Annotated in this window: 15 protein-coding genes; 7 read left to right on the forward strand and 8 right to left on the reverse strand. The window is 44.6% G+C overall.

Going from position 1 to position 18,754, the window contains the following annotated elements:
• The first annotated feature begins 15 nt into the window (after positions 1-15).
• On the forward strand, positions 16-978 hold the full coding sequence (locus ACLD71_RS17280) for a TAXI family TRAP transporter solute-binding subunit (protein ID WP_411991470.1): 963 nt from the start codon (positions 16-18) through the stop codon (positions 976-978).
• 13 nt (positions 979-991) lie between these two features.
• Here the strand turns inward: ACLD71_RS17280 and ACLD71_RS17285 are convergent, their stop codons facing one another.
• The gene (locus ACLD71_RS17285; protein ID WP_411991471.1) at positions 992-2,419 is read right to left on the reverse strand and encodes a cobyric acid synthase; all 1,428 of its coding nucleotides are present in this window, start codon (positions 2,417-2,419) and stop codon (positions 992-994) included.
• The gene (locus ACLD71_RS17290; RefSeq protein ID WP_411991472.1) at positions 2,419-2,835 is read right to left on the reverse strand and encodes a CBS domain-containing protein; all 417 of its coding nucleotides are present in this window, start codon (positions 2,833-2,835) and stop codon (positions 2,419-2,421) included. Before ACLD71_RS17290 ends, ACLD71_RS17285 begins: the two co-directional genes overlap by 1 nt.
• 135 nt (positions 2,836-2,970) lie before the next feature.
• Between ACLD71_RS17290 and ACLD71_RS17295 the strand changes: the two genes are divergently transcribed.
• Complete coding sequence (locus ACLD71_RS17295; protein ID WP_303515481.1) at positions 2,971-3,600, forward strand: MBL fold metallo-hydrolase; 630 nt, start codon at positions 2,971-2,973, stop codon at positions 3,598-3,600.
• Positions 3,601-3,660: 60 nt separating this feature from the next.
• Here ACLD71_RS17295 and ACLD71_RS17300 read toward each other — a convergent pair whose 3' ends face one another.
• The 4 genes from ACLD71_RS17300 to ACLD71_RS17315 all read right to left on the reverse strand — a co-directional run bounded on the left by ACLD71_RS17300 (position 3,661) and on the right by ACLD71_RS17315 (position 9,929).
• Entirely contained in the window at positions 3,661-4,128 is a 468-nt protein-coding gene (locus ACLD71_RS17300; protein ID WP_137675292.1) for a hypothetical protein, read from the reverse strand.
• A 165-nt stretch (positions 4,129-4,293) separates the two neighbouring features.
• The gene (locus ACLD71_RS17305) at positions 4,294-7,449 is read right to left on the reverse strand and encodes an efflux RND transporter permease subunit (RefSeq protein WP_411991473.1); all 3,156 of its coding nucleotides are present in this window, start codon (positions 7,447-7,449) and stop codon (positions 4,294-4,296) included.
• 1 nt (position 7,450) lies between these two features.
• Positions 7,451-8,533 (reverse strand): efflux RND transporter periplasmic adaptor subunit, encoded by a 1,083-nt coding sequence (locus ACLD71_RS17310; protein WP_411991474.1) that lies wholly within the window; start codon positions 8,531-8,533, stop codon positions 7,451-7,453.
• A gap of 199 nt (positions 8,534-8,732) precedes the next feature.
• A complete protein-coding gene (locus ACLD71_RS17315; protein ID WP_411991475.1) occupies positions 8,733-9,929 on the reverse strand; it encodes an MFS transporter in 1,197 nt (398 codons plus the stop codon).
• Positions 9,930-10,120: 191 nt separating this feature from the next.
• Between ACLD71_RS17315 and ACLD71_RS17320 the strand changes: the two genes are divergently transcribed.
• Positions 10,121-11,011 (forward strand): LysR substrate-binding domain-containing protein, encoded by an 891-nt coding sequence (locus tag ACLD71_RS17320; protein WP_411991476.1) that lies wholly within the window; start codon positions 10,121-10,123, stop codon positions 11,009-11,011.
• 86 nt (positions 11,012-11,097) lie between these two features.
• Entirely contained in the window at positions 11,098-11,490 is a 393-nt protein-coding gene (locus ACLD71_RS17325; RefSeq protein WP_411991477.1) for a carboxymuconolactone decarboxylase family protein, read from the forward strand.
• 42 nt (positions 11,491-11,532) lie between these two features.
• Here the strand turns inward: ACLD71_RS17325 and ACLD71_RS17330 are convergent, their stop codons facing one another.
• Both ACLD71_RS17330 and ACLD71_RS17335 read right to left on the reverse strand, forming a co-directional pair.
• Positions 11,533-12,318 carry a helix-turn-helix domain-containing protein gene (locus ACLD71_RS17330; RefSeq protein WP_411991478.1) on the reverse strand — a complete coding sequence of 262 codons (786 nt, stop codon included), beginning with the start codon at positions 12,316-12,318 and terminating at the stop codon, positions 11,533-11,535.
• Positions 12,319-12,325: 7 nt separating this feature from the next.
• The gene (locus ACLD71_RS17335) at positions 12,326-12,787 is read right to left on the reverse strand and encodes a carboxymuconolactone decarboxylase family protein (protein WP_411991479.1); all 462 of its coding nucleotides are present in this window, start codon (positions 12,785-12,787) and stop codon (positions 12,326-12,328) included.
• A 183-nt stretch (positions 12,788-12,970) separates the two neighbouring features.
• On the opposite strand from ACLD71_RS17335, the gene ACLD71_RS17340 reads away from it, so the two are divergent.
• The 3 genes from ACLD71_RS17340 (at position 12,971) to ACLD71_RS17350 (ending at position 18,622) form a co-directional block, all read left to right on the forward strand.
• Positions 12,971-13,138 (forward strand): hypothetical protein, encoded by a 168-nt coding sequence (locus ACLD71_RS17340; RefSeq protein ID WP_154675884.1) that lies wholly within the window; start codon positions 12,971-12,973, stop codon positions 13,136-13,138.
• Position 13,139: 1 nt separating this feature from the next.
• Positions 13,140-13,568, forward strand: coding sequence for a hypothetical protein (locus ACLD71_RS17345; RefSeq protein WP_303551172.1), 429 nt, complete (start codon positions 13,140-13,142; stop codon positions 13,566-13,568).
• 1,007 nt (positions 13,569-14,575) lie between these two features.
• Positions 14,576-18,622, forward strand: coding sequence for a carbohydrate-binding protein (locus ACLD71_RS17350; RefSeq protein ID WP_411991480.1), 4,047 nt, complete (start codon positions 14,576-14,578; stop codon positions 18,620-18,622).
• The last annotated feature ends 132 nt before the right edge of the window (positions 18,623-18,754 follow it).

The following is an 18,754-nucleotide window of genomic DNA, read 5'->3' on the forward strand; positions in this document are numbered from 1 at the left end:
CTTTTAGGTGAAACCATGAAACGATTTCCACTTTATTTATTAACGGTGGCATTAAGCATCAATGCTAATTACACCTTAGCTAATGAGTATTTATTTGTAGGTACTGGTAATGTTAGCGGCGTTTATTACCCCACTGGGAACGCCCTTTGTCGCTTGCTAGAGCAGAGCAACGAACACCGAAAATTAAGTTGTACTGCCGAGAGTTCAGGCGGTTCCAGCGACAACGTGGAAGCACTGCAAAGTGGTGATATTGATTTAGCTATTGTTCAATCAGACGTGCACTGGCAAGCCTACCAAGGTAGCGGCGAGTTTGCTGAACAAGGTGCCTATAAAGAAATGCGATCTCTTCTTTCCCTCTATGCTGAAGCCTTAACTATCTTAGTGCATGCAGACATGAACATAGGGCAAATAGAGCAACTTAAAGGACATTCGCTAAACCTTGGGCCAGAGGGTTCAGGCCAGTATTCAACCATGCAACTGGTGATGGAAGAACTCAATTGGCAAGCCTCTGATTTCTCTAAGTTAAGTAATTTAAAACCCGACGAGCAAAGCCGTGCCCTGTGCAGTAAAAAAGTAGACGCAATAATCTATGTGGTTGGGCACCCTAATACCTCTATTACCCGCGCCACAACAATGTGTGAGTCCAACCTTATTAGCTTGTCTAAAAAGACCATTATGGCCTTAGCAGATAAGTATGATTACTTTTCGCCAGTGACTATCAAAGGCGGCACCTACCACGGTAACCCTGACGATGTTTCATCTATAGGGGTAAGTGCCACCTTAGTGGCCGACAAGCAACTTTCGGAACAAACGGTTTATAACTTTGTTGCGGCAATTTTTGAAAACTTAAACACCATGCGTTCACTGCATCCAGCGCTAGCCGATCTGCAAGTAGAAGATATGATCAATACCAACTTAACCGCTCCGCTGCATGACGGTGCCAAACGTTACTATCGTGAACAAGGTTGGATAAAGTAAGGTGCAGGCGGGTTTAAAAACCCGCGTGTTTGGCTAACTGACTTAACGGTAAATCTAAAGAGTCACACATTCGGTCAAGTTCCTTCCCTAGAACTTGGTGCCAATCTTCACACTCCCCTTGCCAACCTAAGTGCTCAAGCCAAGCTTGCCTAAATGTTTTGTTAGTGAACAAATCATGCAAGTAAGAACCTTGAACATTGCTAAGTTGCCAGCCCGTATCAGCTTCGACAAAGCTAGCTAAGGGCTCAATGCACACTGTTTTACCGTGATGAATTTCGTAACAATTCAGCTCACTATTTTGCCAACTCAGCTGCCGTTGGCGAGTCGTTTTTTGATCTGAGTATTCGGTAATAATTGGCAGTAAAGACAGGCCCTTAAAGCTCTCTCCTTCTACCGAATTAGGATCAAGATTTTGCTCGCCTAAAATTTGCAATCCTCCACAAATCCCGGTGATTAACACTCCAGCAGAAGCCGCTTTAATGATCTCATTATCCAAACCACTCTTGGCTAAGTGAGCCCGACTTGCCGCAACATGTTTCGAACCAGGCAATATAATCGCATCAAATTGGCTAAGATCTTGGCAGTCACGCATTGGAACTACGTTCACACCTTGTTGGTAAATGAGAGGATCAAACTCATCAAGATTACTGGCATAAGGGTAAACAATCAGCGCAACGTTTATGCTGCCGGCTTGCCAAGTACTGCGGTGGAAGAAATTGTCTTCTTCAGGAAGTTGATGCGCAGTCCAAGGGATGACCGCAACAATAGGGATACCGGTTTTTTCCTCTAACCACACATTTGCATCGTGTAACAAGGCTTGCTCACCACGAAACTTATTAAGCACAAAACCCTTAACTCTTTGTTGCTCCGCTTCACTTAAACACATCCAAGTACCCAGTAAATGAGCGTAAGCGCCACCTCGGTCAATATCTGCAATTAAATATACTGAAGCATTGGTATGCAATGCTACTTCCATATTCACAATGTCACTTTTACGCAGGTTAACTTCGGCTGGGCTGCCAGCACCTTCAATCACCAATAAAGGGTGTTTACTCTGCAAACGCTGCAAACTGGCTGTAACGGCCGGCCAAAGCACCGCTTTACGTTGGTGCCAATCTTTAGCCAGCAGCTCATGGCTCACCTTACCGTTCACCACTACCTGCGCGCCCTTTTCACTATGCGGTTTAAGCAGCACAGGATTCATATCGATAGAGGGTGTTTGTTTGGCGGCAATCGCTTGAAGATATTGCGCTCTGCCTATCTCGCCGCCTTCGTGGGTTACCGCAGCATTATTACTCATGTTCTGCGCTTTATAGGGCGCGACACCAAGGCCTCGAGTAGCTAAAAAACGACACATTAAGGCGCACACTAAGGATTTACCCGCATCACTAGTGCAACCCATAAACATGATAGGATTGGTTGTTGAGAGCTGTAGTTTCATTAGTGAGTGTTTTCTACCAGTAATACCGACAGTACGTCGCGCCAAGTGACCAAGCCGAGTAATTTATTCGCCTCATCTATCACCGGTAAACAGCTAATACTTTTATCCACCAGCAACTGCCCGGCATCTCTAACGCCGGTAGTCGGTGTGCTGCACAACGGCTCTCTGGTCATAACATGATGTACCCGCTGGGTTAACGTTTGTACATCTCGCTGATTTTCTGCGGCTTTACCTAAATAAGGACTTAGCGCAGCCAGCAAATCAGATTCGGTGAGCACCCCTACCACTAAATCTTCGTCATCAAGTACCACCAAATGATGAAAGCTCACGTTATCAAAAATGTCTTTTATGTCGAATAGGCGTTGATCCATTCCCACAGTGACAACTCTGGTTTGCATAATATCTTTGATTATCAAGTGATTCTCCAATCCGCTGATGTTTCAACCATTATAAACACAACAATGGCTTTTTCGCTGTTTAGTTAATGACAACTATAGAAAAATTCATGCACATACGTACACTAGGGCGGTAACTAATTAGAGTAAGAAATCATGGCCTATCAAATTATTCCGGTAACTCCTTTTCAGCAAAATTGTAGCCTCATTTGGTGTGAAGCAACCATGCAAGCAGCCATCGTTGATCCAGGTGGCGATCCCCAGCTCATTCAAGCTGCGGTTGATAAGGCAGGCGTAACCGTAAGCAAAATCTTGCTAACGCATGGTCACCTTGATCATGTTGGTGCTAGCAGCCTTATTCAACAACGTTACCAAGTGCCGTTAATCGGCCCACATATAGAAGATGACTTTTGGATAAGCAAAATGGCCATGCAGTGCCAAATGTTTGGTTTTCCTGAAGTGGCTAATTTTACTCCAGACCAATGGCTAGAACATGGCGAAGTGATTGAAGTGGGCGAGTTAAAATTGGAAGTACGCCATTGCCCAGGACATACTCCTGGCCATGTGGTATTTGTTGATCACGACAATAAGCTAGCGATTGTAGGCGATGTACTGTTTAACGGCTCAATTGGTAGAACAGATTTTCCAAAAGGCGATCACCCTACTCTCATTAACGCCATTAAAACTCAGCTTTACACGCTAGATGATGAGTATCAGTTTTTACCAGGTCACGGCCCCATGTCTACTATAGGGCATGAGAAACAACATAACGGCCATACCCGCTAAACACAAAAAAGCACCTTTTGATTCAATACTTCAAAAGGTGCTTTTTTATTATCTATACCATTACACTGGGCCAATTAGCTTGTGTTTATCACGATAAATCAAATAAGCACAACTTAACCAAACTCCCACCGCCATAAAGAATAATGGATACTCCCTCGGACAACCTGCTTGCAAACAACTTAGGTCGGTATACGGAAATAGACCTAAAGGCGTGAAAATATGGAAGAAAATCGCGCCCGACATAATACCCAAACCCAACAAGGCACCATAAAGGCGAGTTGCCTTACGCAAAATGAGAATGCTAGCAATCAGCTCAGCTAAACCAATTACGGTTTCACCGTATTGGCCAAACAAGTCGCCAATTAGCGTTAAGCCTAAACCTTCCCGCATCCATTGCCCTACCGTTTGAAAAATGTAAACGGTGATATCTGCTGGGCTACCAAACCAACCTGCAAATTTAAATACTAACGATTGTAAAAATACAAAAGCCACATAAATGGCAAGCACCAACGGTATATGTTTTTTCAAAGCAAACTCCCTGTTTTAAGCTTTTGTTTAAGCGTAGTTGATCAAATTGCTTACGCCTGTTTAAGCGCCAAGCATGTGACCCGACAACCAAGCCTTCGCTTTCAAAAAAGCTCAGCCGCTAGGTAACAAAACGGCTGAGCTTGAACAGAGCTTATATTGGAATCGCTAAGTATTGTTAAGCGGCAACTCCAGTACTGGCGGTTTATCTTCACTAAGCGTTCTGCCCGAAAAACGCTCTCTTAAAGATTGGAATAACACAAAAAACGCTGGCACAAATAAGCAACCAAGAATCGTAGCCGCAAGCATCCCACCAAAAGACGCCATGCCAATTGCTTTCATCGCCGATGCCCCCGCAGACGAAGCGAGCATTAATGGAACCACACCTAAAATGAATGAAAATGCGGTCATTAACACTGCACGAAAACGTAACTTAGCAGCCGCTACACCCGCCTCAACAATACTGTAGCCTTTCTCTTCCCGTAACTGCTTTGCAAACTCAACAATAAGAATTGCGTTACGACTTGCCATGCCAATTAACAACATAATGGCAATTTGGGTATATAAGTTCACGGTAGTGCCACTCACTAACACCGCAGACAACACGCCAAACACAGCAGTAGGCACTGCAAGCAAAATCGCTAAGGGGGTTAACCAAGATTCATATTGAGCAACCAAAAACAGGTAGGTAAACAACATGGCAAAAGCAAAGGCAATTAAGCTAGCGTTACCGGCTTGTTGCTCTTGTAAGGTTAAACCTGTCCATTCGTAACTAAAGCCACTAGGTAGAACATCTTCTGCTACTTGCTCCATCGCACTAATGGCTTGGCCAGAACTAAAACCAGGCATAGCAATACCGTTAATGGTGGTACTCCCGGCAACGTTATAACGCACCAGCGAACTTGGGCTCAATACCGTAGATACCGACACTAAGTTGCTTAAACGTACCATCTCGCCTTGAGTAGAACGCACATACAAATTAGACAAATCATCAATCTGTTGTCGCGAATCAGCTTCGGCTTGCAACATTACTCGATAGTTGCGTCCACTTTTAGTGAAATCGTTAATATAGCTACCGCCGTATTGCACATTTAAGGTATTTACGATATCGCCAAAGGCAACGCCCATCGCAGCCGCACGCTCTTCGTTAATATCTAGAAACAAGTTAGGCATGCTAATACTAAATGTTGAAAACGCCGAGGCGATCTCTTCGCGCTGATTGGCTTCAAGCAATAGCTGTTCTAGTACTTCTGCGGTGCGTTCAGACCCGTGGCCCATTTCATCTTTTAGGACAAATTCAAACCCATTAACCATACCTAAAGCTGGAATCGCCGGTAAACCGAAGGCAAAACCTACGCCTTCTGGCAGTGCATCTATCGCACTTTGTACTCGAGCAATCACCGCGTCTTGGTGTTGTTGCTGGTCAGTTCGCTGCTCCCAGTGTTTCAAACTAAATACCAATAAGGCTGAATTTGAATTACTAGACTCATTAAGCAAGTTGTAACCCGCTGCTGAAAAGGTCATCTCAATATCTGGATCATCACTAAGCGACTCAATCAGCAACTTGGTCATATCACGCGTACGATTTAGCGCGGCCCCTTCGGGTAAATCAATCACTGCGAAAAACGTTCCTTGATCTTCATCAGGCAAAAATCCACCTGGTAGCTTAGCGCCCATCCACGCACTTCCAGCGATCACAATGGAAAACAGCAATACCGCTAAGCCTAAACGGCGACACAATACTGCCACTGATTTACCAAAGACTTCGGTAAACCTTTCAAAACCACGGTTAAAAGCCCGAAAAAAGCGGTTAGGTGTTAAATCGCGGGTCATTAGCAATACACACAAGGCAGGCGTTAAGGTCATCGCCACTAGGGTAGAAATAACAACCGATACTGAAATGGCAATACCAAATTCAGCGTAAATAATGCCTACCATGCCCGGCATCACCAAGGTTGGACCAAATACCGCTAACAGCACAGCTGCAGCCGCTATACAGGGTCCAATCACCTCTTTCATGGCAATTTCTACGCATTCTTTTACCGGTTTAGTGGTTTCGTGTAACAGGCGTTCCACGTTTTCAATCACCACAATGGCTGCATCGACCACCACACCAATGGCTAACACCAAACCAAACAAGCTGATCGTATTAATAGTCGAGCCAAACGCTTTCATCACCGCAAAGGTAGCAATCAGGGAAACCGGAATAGCAATTGCGGGGATCAACGTAGCTTGCCAAGTTTGCAAAAACAGGTAAGTCACCAATGTGACTAACACTAAAGCGATAATGAGCGTTTCTTTCACATTGTAAATAGATACATCAATGAATGCAGTAGCATCGTAGGGCAAGGTAAACACCATGCCATCAGGTAAGCTTTGCTCAAGTTTAGCCATGGCTTCTTTTACATCCGCCGCGACTTGCATAGCGTTAGCAGTAGGGTCTTGATAGACCATCATTGCTACCGACTCTTTATTGTTTAGGTAGGTATCCACTAGGTACTTCTGCGCACCCAGTTCAATACGAGCAACATCTTTTAGGCGCACTAAACTACCGTCGGCATAAGCTTTAATCCGAATGTTACCAAAGGCTTGTTCGTTGGCTAATCGTCCTCTAACTTGCACCGTATATTGCCAGTCATTATTCCCAGCAACAGGCTCTGCACCAACACTGCCCGCTCCGCGTACTGCATTTTGATCCGCAATAGCGGCAGCAATATCATTCACCGTTAGGTCTAGGGCTTGCAGGCGTTCAGGCTCTAGCCATACGCGCATCGCATATTCTTTTTCGCCCAAGGGCGTTACTTTACTCACCCCTTTTATTCGTGAAAGGGTTTCTCGAACAATGCCAGTAAGGTAGTAACTCAGCTCCAAGGTATCATGAGCACCAGATTGCGAGTTTAGGCTAGCAATCATTAACATAGACGGGCTCATTTTTTCCACGTAGATACCCGAGCGACGTACTTCTTCGGGCAATAATGGCTGGGCTGCGTTAACCCGGTTTTGTACTAACGTGGCTGCACGGTCGGCATCAAAACTTGTTTCAAAAGTCACGTTAAGGTTATAAGAACCATCGTTGTTCGAGGTAGATTTCATGTAAATCATACCTTCAACGCCGTTCACTTCTTTTTCAATCACCGAGGCTACAGTGTCGTTTACGACTTTGGCGTTAGCACCGTTGTATTGAGTAAATACATTGATCATTGGCGGTGCAACATCAGGGTATTGCCCTACCGGCATGGTGTAGGCGGCTAACGCACCTAATACACTCATGATTACCGATAAAACAATGGCGGTTTTAGGGCGAGAAATGAAGAATTTAATCATATTAACCTCGCTGTCTTACAAGACTACCATCTGTCAGTTTCTGCTGGCCTCTAGAGACCACCACTGTGCCATCATCTAAGCCTTGTAATACCTCGGTTTGATTTCCTAGCTGGTCACCCAGCTCAATAGCTTGCAACTGAGCTTTACCGCGAACCACTTTAAATACTGCGGGGCCGCTTTGGGTTTGCACCAAGGCTCGACTAGGGATCACCACAGTGTTTTTGTGTTCCCGTAAAACAACTTCTACAAATTGACCCACAAATACGCTGTCGTCGTTATGAAATTTGAAACCAACAGCTAATGCGCCTGTAGCCGGGTTTATTTTGTTGTCGATGTAATCAAGATCCCCCCCTATTGGGTACTCACTGCCATCTAAGAATCTCGCCAGTACTTCAAACTGCGAAGTGCCATTGCGGTATTGTTGAACCGCTTTAAGCACAGTTTTTTCATCAATGCTAACGGTCACTTTAAAAGCGCGGTCATCAACAATAGATGCGAGTTGGTAACCCACACTCACGGTATCGCCAGGGCTGAGTTCAGCTTGACTAATTCGACCAGCACGAGTGGCTTTAATTTCGGTTCTACTAAGCAGTAATTGGGCGTCGTCTACTTGCTTTTCAATCGCCTTAAGACTGGCTTGATTGACTAAAAATTGCGTTTCAATGTCTTCAAGCTCTTGCTTAGAAATTGCATCACCCAGTTTTTGGGCACGCTGCAAACTGTTTAAAGCGGAATGGTATTTTGCTCGTAAGTTAACCAAATTGGCTTGTAAGCTGGCTAGGTTAATTTCAAATTCTAAAGGGTCTAAACTAAACAGGAGTTGCCCAGTTTGTACGTAATCACCTGCTTGAAAATGTTTATCTAGCATGGTGGAGGTTACCCGCGATACCACTTTTACTTCTTCATCTGGAAGAACAGTGGTGGTGTAGATTTCTTCAAATACCAAGCTCTCTTGGCTGGCATTAGCTAAGTCCACGGGAATAGTGTCACTTACCGCACTTTGTAGTGGCTCATTACCAGTAGAAGTTTCACAGGCTGTTACAAACATGCTCGCCAACAACATACTTAATAATCTTATTTTCATTTTCTGCCCTTGTTTTGGATTTATTATCCTTAGCGTTTAGCAATTGGTTACTTCCCTGCAGGAGCATGGTAAGCCTTAGGTAGAAATAGCTTAAATTAGGAGCTGTAAGGACAGCTTATAGCCAAGAGGTATTGTGAAAAAGCTAGATAGTAAAAAGGGAGCCCAATGGCTCCCTCTCCTTACTGGCTAAGTTTAACAATCATGAGGCTTCACAAAGCTCTGGATTGCCAGCTTGTTGCTGCCGTTTATCTAAAGCGCCACTGATTCTTGTGAGAAGCAATGCGCCCAGTACAATTAGCGAGCCAGCCCAAGGTGTATGCATAACACCAACCTTAGCTACAATCATCCCACCGCCCCACGCACCTAAGGCGATACCAACGTTAAAAGCCGCAATGTTTAAACCAGAGGCTACATCTACCGCGTTTGGTGTATGTTGCTCGGCAAGCTTTACCACATAGACTTGCAAACCCGGTACGTTGCCAAAGGCAAACGCTCCCCAGACTAAAATGGTCGCTACCGCCGCTATAGGATTAACAGCAGTAAAATTGAACACCATAAGCACTGTAGCTAAACCTAGAAATATCCAGCTTAAAGCTTTAATGGGCCCCATTTTGTCGGCCATCTTTCCGCCCCAAATGTTGCCAAACGCTACCGATACGCCATAAACCAACATAATTAAACTAATTGCACTGGCGTTAAAACCACTGATGTCTTGCAAAATAGACGCTAAAAAAGTAAATGCGGTAAACGAACCACCGTAGCCAATAGCGGTAATCGCATAAACCAACAGTAAACGCGGCTGGGTAAGTACCCTTAATTGGTCTTTTAATTTGGTCGCTGGTGGTTGTTTTAGGTTATTAGGCACTAATAACGCACTGCCGATTAAAGCGATAAGGCCCAAGATGGCCACCACTAAAAAGGTTGTTTCCCAACCAAAGTGCTGGCCAATGTAAGTACCTAAAGGTACACCAGTAACCAAAGCCACCGTTAAGCCAGTGAACATAATCGCTATAGCACTGGCGGCTTTATCTTTAGCCACCAAGCCAGTAGCAATGGTGGAACCAATTGAAAAGAATACGCCATGCGCCAAACCAGTGAGAATACGCGCCCCCACTAAGGTTTCATAACTAGGCGCTTGCCAAGCGAGTAAGTTTCCCGCTACAAACAAACTCATTACCGCCAGTAATACGTGTTTTCTATTCCACTTACCGGTTAAAGCGGTAAGTACCGGAGCGCCTATAGCCACACCCAAGGCATATAAGCTTACCAGTAAGCCGGCAGAAGGAAGCGAAACCGCTAAGTCTTGCGCCATGGTGGGGATTAGCCCAACAATAACAAACTCGGTGGTTCCTATGGCAAATGCGCTTAAGGTAAGCGCGAATAGAGCTAATGGCATAACAGTAATCTCTCGTCATCGATTAAGTTGTTGCACTGCGCAACAAGTGATGGCGAGCATTATTATCCAAAGAACTATTGTCAAAAATGGCACTTAGAACAAAATACTTTTGTAGAAATTATTGTTAATCCGCTAGGTAAACTGATCTAGAAGTCGCTAATATTAAGCAACCTTATTGTTAGAGTGTGGCTATGTTTACCCTTAAAAACCGATCTGATGAACTCGAAATACTGCTAGCGGTGGTAGACAGCGGTGGCTTCTCGGCTGCTGCAGACGCCTTAGACATTCAAGTGGCTAAGGTATCTCGAGCGGTTAGCAAAATAGAGAAGCAGCTAGGCATTACTATTCTTAATCGAACCACCAGACGGGTGGTACAAACCGACGAAGGCCGCCAATTTATAGAAGCGGTACGTGTAGGCTTGAGCCAAATTCAACAAGCTGAAGAAGACATTATTAGTAAGGGTGAGTTGCCTCAAGGCAGGCTGCGTGTTGATGCCGCCAGCCCATTTGTGATTCACCAATTAGTGCCACTAATTGGTGAGTTTAAACGCGCCTACCCCAATATAGAACTAGAGCTAAATACTAACGACGGTTTTGTGGATCTGCTGGAAAAGAAAACCGATTTGGCGATTCGCATTGGTACATTAGCAGACTCCACCCTGCATGCTCGCCCCATCGGCGTGAGTAACTTGTATATTGTCGCCGCGCCCGCTTACCTGGAACAGCGCGGGGTACCGCTGCAGGTTGCACAACTAAACGAACATGAGCTGATCGGCTTTAGCGGGGCAAAGGTGCTAAACCATTGGCCATTAAAAGGATTTAAATCAATGAATCCTGCCATTACCGCCAGCAGCGGAGAAACCATTCGCCAGTTAGCTTTAAGCGGCAATGGCATTGCCTGTTTGTCGGGATTTATGGTGAAACACGACATCGAGCAAGGAACCTTAGTGAGTTTATTCCCAGCCCTGCAGGTAGAAGAAACTAACCAGCGTCAAATTAACGCGGTGTATTACCGTTCATCTAAAGTAGCGCGACGCATCACTGCGTTCATTGATTTTATTAAACCTCGCTTAAGCTTGTAAGTTGCAGCTTGACTTGGAGTTAGCTCCAAGGTTTAGGCTACACCTTGAGTCGCAAACTTTGGGTCATTACATCAGAGGAAAAGATCATGAAAAGTAACCGATACCAACGCGGATTAGACAAGCTTAATGAAATAGACGGTGAAGCAGGCCATAAAGTTATAAATAGTCTTGCTACTATTTGTCCTGACCTCGCTAAATTCACCATTGAATTTCCCTTTGGCGACATCTACAGTCGCCCAGACTTAGATTTAAAATCGCGAGAAATCGCTACCGTATCTGCCCTCACGGCAATGGGAAACTGCGCACCACAACTTGCAGTGCATATTCATGGCGCGCTTAATGTAGGCTGTAGCCCAAATGAAATTACCGAAGTGATTTTACAAATGGCGGTATATGCAGGGTTTCCCGCAGCAATTAATGGCATGTTAGTCGCGAAACAGGTTTTTGAAGAACGTGGCATTTTAGAGCCTTCACAATAACAAATAGTTAGTTAAACTGGCATGGATCATCGCCAGTTGCGACTAGGCACTTAACACCAGTACTAAATATTGCTTAGGGGTGATTTTGGCGATGCTTTTACACTCTCGTGTCATGTGGGCTTGGTCAGAAAAGCCCTGACTTAGTGCCAACTCTGCTAAATCTACAGTAGGCTGGTTCTTTAGGGCCTTAAGAGTCATTTTCACTCTTAAGGTTCGTTGCCACTGCTTTGGGGTCATGCCCATCAACTGTTGAAAATGCCGCTCAAGTTGACGCTGGCTTAACGCCACTTTGTTGCTCAGCAAGCCAATGTCTTTTGCATATTGCATAAAGTTAATGGCTTGAGTAAAACTTTGCGGTGGAGAATCAACTGCACTCAAACTGCGCTGTAGCCACTTGTACATCGCAATAATTCGAGACTGCTGCCCCCTAAGTTCTTGTAATTGTTGGCAGAGTAACTGGAGTTGGTGATTGCGTTGCGGCTCGATACTATCATTAGTGTTTCTTGGCAGAGTACCAAAAAACCCTGTACTCACTCCGGGTAAAAACCTAAATCCTGCAAGCTGTGCCTTGGAAGGTAAGGTGATTGAACGCGCCACTTTGCTAACCGGCAAAATAATCATTCCTGCTTCATACTGTTTGCCATCTAAACGCAGCGGCGGCCCTAAATTAAACAGCACACCGCTGCAGCCGTCGGCCTGCAACCAGCGTGTCATTGAGCCAGCACTTTGGCCATCAAGCGAAGCCGACCACAAGGCTTGAATGGTATCGGCCAAACGCCCCTTGGGTCGAAATAAAGAAAACCTAAAACGCTGGTCAACCTCGTTCAATATTTGCTTAGCTGGGTGTATAACTGCCTACCTTTGATGTAAATGCTTTCGCGATTCTATTCCAACTATTGATCGCATTAATGGCAATGGTCAAATCAACCAGAGATGGCTCACCAAACGCTTCATGCGCTTTACGATAAAGCGCATCACTTATCGGCTGCCCTGCGCTAAGCTGTTCAGCCCAGCTCAAGGCCATCCGTTCATTCTGCGTGTACCAAGGCATATCTTTCCAGGCGCTCAAACCTATAATCCGCTGCGCTGTCTCACCAGCTTTTAATGCATCTTTACTATGCATATCAATACAAAACGCACATTGATTAATTTGGGATATACGCAATTTAACCAACTCCCACATGGCTAAGTTTACGCTGTCAGATTCAAGAAATCGGCCTCGTAAATAGTCCTCTTGTTGCATGAGGATCACCATACCCTTCGGCGCATTAGCAAAATAGTTCAGTCGAGTTGTCATGGTCTTCTCCTTTTTAGTTACAGAAAGACTAACGGGAAGCCCTAAAGGTTTATTGAAGATTTTCGACATCCTTCATCAGCAAACAAATTGCAGCTGTAAGTTAGCCTGAAAGGTGCTTATTTAACTAATATTAATAAGGCGCAGATAATAGACACATACAAACAACAACAGTGAAAACAGACCATGAACAACCTTAGCAAAATTCTTATTGCCTCTGTACTTGGTGCAGTGTTTTACAATAGCGCAGCCACAGCTAACATTGTAGAGATTGAAATCTACCAAGATGGTATTGAATACGAGTGTTTACAAGATACTCAAACTGGCAAAATTTTTAACTGTGAGCGTGATTAATATGAAAACCTACTTAGCTATACTTGCCGCTTTAATTGGATTCACCGCCAATGCCGACACGCTTAACAACGCTATACAATGGCAGGTTGGCGACAACAATAATGCCATGATCGTAAGTAAAGATTTAGGTTACGTAGCCGAATTTAGTTTTTACGATGGCGGGGTTATTTTCTCTAGTACCTTGCGTGGTAAATGTGCCGGTACACAGCAGCGCCATCAGGTACAAGGTAAAACCGTTGAATTTACCCTAAAACAAAACAACGAACATTGTTCATTGATTCCAACAAACAATAAAGACAAAGCAGTAGTGAATGGATCGTTTAATCGCTTAAGTACGGTGAGTTTTAACAACGCTACATTTACCACTAAGGGCTTTCACGACGCCTTGGTAAGGGCTGAAAAAATCCGTTTTACTCGCACTAACAGCTAAGCTTGTAAAGGGTAAAGCCGTTTCAACAAAATACATGATGTTATTATCGGTTTTCACCTCCTCCGGTTAACCACATTCAATATTTGTTTCTACGTAGAAGTTGAACAAGGACGTTGCTAAATCATAAACTCAATTAGCCAATAGGTTCTTCATTTTTAATATGAAGATTTGGAAATACCAATAACCCTTAGTAACCGCCCCCTTCCCTCCAAGTCGACAGTTTTGAATAGCTCATCGTCAAACATTAACAACAACACAGTTACTCGGAACTTAGCCAGTGTCTTCTCTATTGCTAATCATTGTCTATCCCTTAACATTTAGTATGCAAAAAACCGCATATTATTCATTAACTTAATAATGCATCCTCTGCTTTAGCGCAGTCGAATAATCAACCAATAGCTGCTCGTTATTCCACCACCCAGTATTCAGTGACAAGGCCGAAACTATAGTTACTAAACCATTAAGGTATTACAAAACAACAAGTTAAAGCTCATACAACTCCGACCAGAAGGTATATTAGATTTACTTAGTAGTCTCTCGTTTCACCACCACGTACTCCGCTTTGAGCTTCTGCACATTTTTGTAAAACAGCTAATTATTCACCCACTCGAAATAAATATTGATCAACCAATTGTGATGAAGATCTAAATATTGGGTTACCAATAATGTTACTAATTTCTTATTGATACGATTATTGGTCAACCTATGTAGTTATTTAGGGACACTAATAAGCCAATAAGGAGGTTGGTAATTCTAGAATCGCTTAACCAAGGGAGTGGATACCAGTGTTAAATAATTTATTTGAAATAATCATATTACTTAAGCCCTTGGCTTAAGTGTTGCTGCTGGTGACTAACGTAATTGGTAAGTAACTCCCCTAGTGCTTAAGCAAGTAAACAATCAATTTTGGTAACCAATATTGGTGTACCAAAAAAAGCATATGCGTTTAAAAAATAGAGAAGTAGCAAACGCGAATAGATAACTAGGATATAAACATAGGAAGTTTTATGACTATTAAGGCAAAGAAAATGGCTCCACTCTACTTTGCCGTCAGTTCAATTCTGAGCATAGGTGTATGTTCAGCGGCGACTGGCGAAGCAATACGAGTAGAGGCCGAAGATTTCGTTATGATTGGCGGAACCTTCGATGATGGCCAAATTGCTGCGGTAAGTACTTATACGGTAAATGGCGCAACCGCAATCAACTTTGTAAACAAAGGTGACTACTTAGATTATCAAGTAGACATTGCCGAAGCAGGGTCTTACAGCATTGAATACTTTATTGGCACTGGTATAGCAGACGGTGCGGAAATTGAAGTGCTAGTAAAAGATGGCGGTGCTTGGGTTTCTCAAGGAAGAACCACAGTACCAGCGTCAGGTTGGGACAACTATCAAGCGCTAGACTCTAACCACACGCTAGAGCTGCCCAGTGGCCAGGTCGATATCAGAATATCAGCCTCTGGCACTAACGATTGGCAGTGGAATTTAGACTACTTTACCCTGCAAAAAGTTGCTGACCAACCGGTTGATCCAGAACCTCCGGTGGTATTACCCCCAGAGGCGATTATTACCCAAGCGAGTAGCTTTGCGTCTAGTGGTGGCACCTTTGCCGATGGTCAACCCTCACCTGTTAGCACCTACACCAGCAATGGTGTAAGCGCGATTAACTACATCAACAAAGGCGACTATGTTGATTACAACCTAAACATTGCAGAGTCAGGTGATTACAGTATTGAGTACTTGATTGCTACCGCAATTGATAGCGGTGCAGAAATTGAAATACTGCTAAACACTGGCAACGGGTGGACATCAGTAGGTAAATCTTCAGTAGCAGCTGGTGGCTGGGATAACTTCCAATCTCTAAAACCTAGCTACCTGTTATCCATTCCTAGTGGTTCAGTACAATTACGACTAAATGCATCAGGCAGTAATGATTGGCAGTGGAACCTAAGCAGCTTTGCTCTATTACGAGAAGCTGATATTACTGATCCAACGGACCCTACCGATCCAACCGACCCTACTGATCCAACGGACCCTACTGATCCAACGGACCCTACTGATCCGACGGACCCTACTGATCCAACTGACCCTACTGATCCAACTGACCCTGTTGATCCTCCCGTGGTTATTCCACCGGGTAACGGCAGTGACCCAGTACCAGTAAGTGGTAGCTTTACCCTAGAAGCCGAAAACTACCAAGCAGTGGGCGGCGAAGTTCAAATCTACGACTTGGATAACGGTAAAGCAGTCAATTACTTTAACTCTGGCGACTACTTAGAGTTTTACATTGAGCTAGAAACCGGCGGCTTATACGACGCCAGCTACCGAGTCGCTACCGGTACGCTCAGTGACACAGCCGTAGGTTTAATGGTCACCGACCACAATGGCCAGTTGGCGGTTAAAAACGTAACAACAGTTAATAGCGTTGGCGGAGACTGGGATGCATTTTACACCCAACCTGGTAATGGTAAATTTAACGTCTTTAGTGGCGTAAATACTATTCGAGTTTATGGTGCAGGATCAGCCGATTTCCAGTTTAACATCGACAGTATCAGCTTTAGTCGCGTGAGTAATATTGACCTCGCAGCAGATGGTGATAACGATGGTGTGCCAGATGTAGATGACTTATGTCCTAGCAGTCCAAGTGATGAAACAGCAGACGCAAATGGCTGTACGCCATCGCAAAAAGACAGCGACGAAGACGGCATTAATGATCTCATCGATCAATGTCCAAACACGCCTCCGGGTTCTTTTGTTGACGACATAGGTTGTATTAGCACCGGTGGAGACGATGACGACTTTGATGGAATTCCGAATACCATTGATCAGTGTCCTAACACCCCATTTGGTCAAAATGTTAATCCGCAAGGTTGCCCTGTTTCAGGAAGCGACGCCGATGAAGATGGTGTTGCCAACAGTGTAGATATTTGTCCAAATACATCTGCCGATGAGTTCGCCAATGCCGAAGGTTGTTCAACTTCTCAGTTAAACAATAGCCACACTGTATCGGTTAGTGTAAACGCCAACATCATGCACGAAGTAAATGGGATATCTGACTTTGGCCGTAATCGCCATATCACCATGCACAGTGCCATTTACGAGAATGATTGGAACGGCCACAGTGACCGCCTAAATTACATCGTAAATACTCTTGGTGTAACCTTAGGTCGAGACAACGGTACTGCTACATGGCGCTTTAACGAAACCGCCCAAAATCCAAACGAGGCCAATACGCCAGATTTAGATTGGATGGTTAATCGTGGTGAAGTACTGCGTAACGATTACGCAAACAATGAGTTTTATAAACGCTTCTCATCAAGTAGCACCGAACTAATTGCTGGTACTAACCCACACCCTACTTACCCTACCCTTAGCTGGTACGACAATGGCATTACTACCACTGGTTGGCAGCCGAAAACCATTGAAACCTCAGCCAAATGGATGGGCCATTACTTAGCGAATTACTACGCTAACTCGCAAAATGGAAACGTAGGCGAACCAATGCCTAAGTTCTGGGAAGTGATCAACGAACCTGACATGTTAATGAAAACCGGTCAGTTCATGGTAACTAACCAAGAAGATCTATGGCGTTATCACAAACTGGTTGCTCAAGAGATTAAGCAAGCACTGGGTGACGAAGCACCAATGATTGGCGGCATGACTTGGGGTCAGCATGACTTCTACCGTCGTGACGGTATCTCTCGCTACGCCGACGACTACCTATGTGCATGGGTAGACGAAGAAGCCTGTGAGTTATTCACCAGCAAGATGCAAACTACCGTTGATGATACCCGTGAACAAGACTGGTACCAGTGGGATGTTATGTGGCGTGGCTTTATGGAAGAAGCAGGTGCCGATATGGACTTCTACGCAGTGCATATCTACGACTGGCCAAGTGAAACAGCCGGCGGTCGCGCACCTACCGTTCGCCGTGGTGGACACGTACAAGCCATGTTAGACATGATGGAATGGTACGACGTGAACCTAGGTGGACTAGAAAACCGTAAACCGATTGTAATGTCTGAATACGGCGCAGTAAATGGTGCCTGGGACGAACTCCCACACGAAGAACGTTACGACATAGCCAACCTTAAAGCCTTTAACGGCATGTTAATGCAATTCTTACAACGCCCAGACTACGTAATAAAGTCTATGCCGTTTACCCCAGCTAAACCACTGTGGGGATACAAGCCTGGTGGTTGTGGTTACGATGCAAGCGTTAACTGTACCGCGCCTTACCACTACTCGATGATCATGGAGTCAGAACTAAACAACGGTGATTGGCAGTGGTCTTCTTACATCAAGTTCTTTGAGTTATGGGCTGATGTAGATGGTACACGTGTTGATGCACGCTCTAGCGATCCAGATGTTCAAGTCAATGCCTACGTAGACGGCACAGAGCTGTTCGTCATCCTCAACAATCTTGAAGATTACGACACCAGTGTAAACCTAAACGTAGCGGGCTTAACTGGACTAAACGTAAGCAATGTAGAATTGCGCCAAATGTACTTCGATGGTGTAGAGCACACTAAACTAGAGCGTCGCCATAAACAGCAGCTTCCTTCTAGTTTAACGCTGGCTGGTGATGGAACAGTGGTACTGCGTTACTCATTAAGCAGCGACATAGCCGTTAACCAAAAAGTGGTTGAACGCAAATACTTTGGAGAAAGTGTTAGTGGTGGTTCAGTACCACATCGCATTAGCGTAAATGGTGGTGCTAAAACCGTTAAGGTGAATAACCTTGTCGTGCCTAGCGGTTCTGCCGAAGCAATGTTACGCCTTACCGTTGCCTTGTTCCCAGACCAAGACGACCTAGAAGGTGGTTTGCTAACCATTAACTCTCTAAACGTAAATGGAAACACAGTAACAACGCCGATTGATTGGCGTGGACCAGCTAAATACTCAGCCGACCGTTACTTTGCCACCTTAGAAATTCCTGTACCGGTAGAGTACCTCTCTACCAACAACACCGTAAATGTTGATTTTAAACATAACGGTGAGCTAACCGTAGCTAGCATTGTTGTGTGGGACTTCTCCGCTCCACCGCAACGCTAAACAGTTAGCAAAATCTTGGCCCTAGCACCAAGACCGTAAGCAAAACGCCGCATCCCTGTGCGGCGTTTTTTTTAACAAACATAAATAACAACCTTAGTTCTACGACGCTGTTTTCAAGTTAGCGCTAAGGAG

The sequence above is a fragment of the Agarivorans sp. DSG3-1 genome (assembly GCF_046774965.1).
Lineage (GTDB): Bacteria > Pseudomonadota > Gammaproteobacteria > Enterobacterales > Celerinatantimonadaceae > Agarivorans.